Annotated in this window: 3 protein-coding genes and 1 pseudogene; all 4 read right to left on the reverse strand. The window is 57.0% G+C overall.

Going from position 1 to position 3,191, the window contains the following annotated elements; all coding sequences use genetic code 11:
- Positions 1–99 precede the first annotated feature (99 nt).
- Complete coding sequence (gene msrQ / locus ACIQY3_RS34265) at positions 100–720, reverse strand: protein-methionine-sulfoxide reductase heme-binding subunit MsrQ (RefSeq protein ID WP_403029094.1); 621 nt, start codon at positions 718–720, stop codon at positions 100–102.
- Positions 720–1,733 (reverse strand): protein-methionine-sulfoxide reductase catalytic subunit MsrP, encoded by a 1,014-nt coding sequence (msrP, locus tag ACIQY3_RS34270; RefSeq protein WP_403029096.1) that lies wholly within the window; start codon positions 1,731–1,733, stop codon positions 720–722. Before msrP ends, msrQ begins: the two co-directional genes overlap by 1 nt.
- A gap of 63 nt (positions 1,734–1,796) precedes the next feature.
- Positions 1,797–2,654 (reverse strand): CDP-diacylglycerol--serine O-phosphatidyltransferase, encoded by an 858-nt coding sequence (pssA, locus tag ACIQY3_RS34275; protein ID WP_403029099.1) that lies wholly within the window; start codon positions 2,652–2,654, stop codon positions 1,797–1,799.
- Between the two features lie 144 nt (positions 2,655–2,798).
- Positions 2,799–3,191, reverse strand: a pseudogene (locus tag ACIQY3_RS34280) (ketol-acid reductoisomerase); the annotation flags it as partial.

Genomic DNA, 3,191 nt, shown 5'->3' on the forward strand with positions numbered 1-3,191 from the left:
AAACCTGCGTAACTCTTTGTTTACCAAGGAGTTTTCCGTTTCGACTGCGCCGGAAGTGGGGCGAATTATAGACTTCCAGAATCTGCCGTCAACCCTTAATTACGCCTTTCTTGCAGAAGGTGCCTTTTTGGCCATTAAACGCGGGATTCGACGGGCTATAGGGGGCAGGCGCAGCATCAACAGCAACGCACCTATAGAAGCATAGACAGCCCACTCCTTAAGATCCGCACGAACGATCCACAACATATGCAGCAAGCCAAGACCGAGAATCACATAAACCAGTCGATGCAACTTCTTCCAACGAGACCCCAAACGCCGCTGACTGTAGCGATTGGAGGTCACGGCCAACGCCAGCAGACAGAGAAACCCCAGCGCTCCGACAATAATGTAAGGCCGCTTGCGCAACTCGACGCCCAGCTGCGACCAATCAAAACCAAGAATGAACGCCGTATAGCCACTCATATGCAGGGCTACATAGGCAAAACACCACAACCCTAGCTGCCGCCGAACAGCAACCCACCCCGCCCAACCGGTCAACTTCTGCAGGGGCGTCATGCTCAATGTAATAAGCAGAAGCACAAGCGTCCCCAGCCCCAGCCGATCAACCAGTACTTTGCCCGGATCAGGCCCCAGCACGTCCGCCCAAGCCTGATACAACCAAAACAGCGGCCAAACCGCTGCTGCTATAAAGACGCCTATACGCCAAAACGGGAAACGCATCAGTAGTTCTTCCGCAAATCGAGCCCTGTATATAAAGAGGCGACTTCATCCGAGTAACCGTTGAACATCTGCGTGTCCCGCACATTGGGCTTGAACAGGCCACTCGGCAACCGCCGCTCCCGCGCCTGAGTCCAGCGCGGATGATCCACCGTAGGGTTCACGTTCGCATAGAACCCATACTCGTCCGCCGCAATGCTCTGCCAGGTCGTCTTCGGCTGCTCGCTGACCAGACTGATGCGCACAATGGATTTGACGCTCTTGAAGCCGTACTTCCACGGCACCACCAAACGCAATGGCGCGCCGTTCTGGTTCGGCAATTCCCGGCCATACATGCCCACCGCAAGAATCGCCAACGGGTTCATCGCCTCATCCAGGCGCAGCCCTTCTACATAAGGCCAGTCGATTAAGGCAAAACCGGAACGCTGTCCGGGCATACTCTTGGGATCCTCAAGGGTTTCGAAGCGAATATATTTGGCCTTGGAGGTGGGCTCGACTTCCTTGAGCAATGCCGAGATGGGAAAGCCGATCCAGGGAATGACCATCGACCACGCTTCCACACAGCGAAGACGATAGATCCGCTCCTCCAACTTATAAGGCTTCATGAAGTCTTCCAGCGCATACCGCCCAGGCTTACCCACCTCCCCGTCCACCACAACGCTCCATGGCTCGGTCTTCAGCGCGCCGGCATTGGCTGCAGGATCACCCTTGTCCGTACCGAACTCATAGAAGTTGTTGTAGTGGGTCGCATCCTTGAATGGGGTGATCGCCTCATCCTTGACGTTGACCGCCCCCCATTTAGTAGAAGGCAGTTTTTCGGCAAACCAGGAAGGCGCCTTACCGGGCTCGACATCGGCATAACGCGCCGCCTCATCGGCACTGGCCCAACGAGGAAGACTGCTCACGGCCAAGCCGGCCACGGCAGCACCGAGCACATTGCGACGAGAAAGATAGAGAGCTTCAGGCGTGACGTCCGACTCGTGGCAGTCGGACGTTTTAGGGACTTTGATCAGCATGGCTACTCCGCAGCATTGGAGGACAGATGCACCAACAGACTGCGGAGTATGAGGGAAATTACGTCACTCGGCGTTTTTGTGCCGACGAAGACGTAACAGATATTGAACCGGGCCAGAGGCCGCATACCCGAGGAACACCAACAGCAAAATACGCGGCGGGTCACTGAAGACCACGGCAAACACCAACACCACGGCGAGAATTGCCACGAATGGCACGCGCCCTTTCAGGTCCAGCTCCTTGAAGCTGTTGTACTTGATGTTACTGACCATCAGCATACCGGCAGCCGCCACCATCAAGGCCACCAGGAACGACATCTTGGAACCCTGGATGCCGTAATCACTGAATGCCCAGACAATCCCCGCCACCACGCCGGCGGCAGCCGGGCTGGCCAGACCAATGAAGTAGCGTTTGTCCGCAGTGCCGACCTGGGTGTTGAACCGCGCCAGACGCAACGCCGCGCCCGCGACATAGATGAAGGCAACCATCCAGCCAACCTTGCCCATATCGCCCAATGCCCAGCCGAAAGCCAGCAACGCCGGCGCTACACCGAAGGCAACCATGTCCGACAGCGAGTCGTACTCCGCACCGAAGGCGCTCTGGGTATTGGTCATGCGCGCAACCCGGCCATCCAGCCCGTCGAGCACCATGGCGACGAAAATCGCGATGGCGGCAAAGGCGAAATACTTACTCGCATTCACCGAGTCACCGGCGCTCAGGGCAGCCTGTGCACTCATCGAATTGATGATGGAATAGAACCCTGCGAACAGATTCGCAGTGGTAAAAAGATTCGGCAGAAGATAGATACCACGATGCCGGACTTTACGACCTTCAGCGTCATGCCCTTCCTCGATGTGTTCATCGATGGGCAGCAGACTTTCGGCGTCAGGAGCCTGGCTTGGCTCTTCGGGACGTTCGCTCATGGACATTACCTTGCAACAGGGTGGAAAGTTTCGACAGGTGTCTGGGACGACGGTTCGGCCGCAAACGATGCAGCTTTATACCAGAACCGGCGATCCAAACGAAAAAACGCGGCCTAGGCCGCGTTTTCCGTACAAGACTGCGACTTAGTTTTTGGCTTTGTCGACGATCTTGTTGGCACCGATCCACGGCATCATGGAGCGCAGTTGCTCGCCGATGATTTCGATACCGTGAGCGGCGTTGTTACGACGCTTGGCGGTCATCGAAGGATAGCCGGTTGCGCCTTCGCTGATGAACATCTTGGCGTATTCGCCGTCCTGAATACGTTTCAGGGCGTTGCGCATGGCCTGACGGGATTCGGCGTTGATCACTTCCGGACCGGTCACGTACTCGCCGTATTCAGCGTTGTTGGAGATCGAGTAGTTCATGTTGGCGATACCGCCGTCGTGCAGGTGGTCAGCGATCAGCTTCAGTGCGTGCAGGCCTGCGGAGTCGGCCCGTTCCGGCGCGTGGGCCGGGTGCAGCAGGGGGTCGACACC

Origin of the sequence: Pseudomonas sp. NPDC096950, assembly GCF_044762525.1 — a bacterium.
Taxonomy (GTDB): domain Bacteria; phylum Pseudomonadota; class Gammaproteobacteria; order Pseudomonadales; family Pseudomonadaceae; genus Aquipseudomonas.

Bases quoted from the DNA above. Each gene is read 5' to 3' on its own strand.
- msrQ (WP_403029094.1), bottom strand. From the start codon at position 720: ATGCGTTTCCCGTTTTGGCGTATAGGCGTCTTTATAGCAGCAGCGGTT.
- msrP (WP_403029096.1), bottom strand. From the start codon at position 1,733: ATGCTGATCAAAGTCCCTAAAACGTCCGACTGCCACGAGTCGGACGTC.
- pssA (WP_403029099.1), bottom strand. From the start codon at position 2,654: ATGAGCGAACGTCCCGAAGAGCCAAGCCAGGCTCCTGACGCCGAAAGT.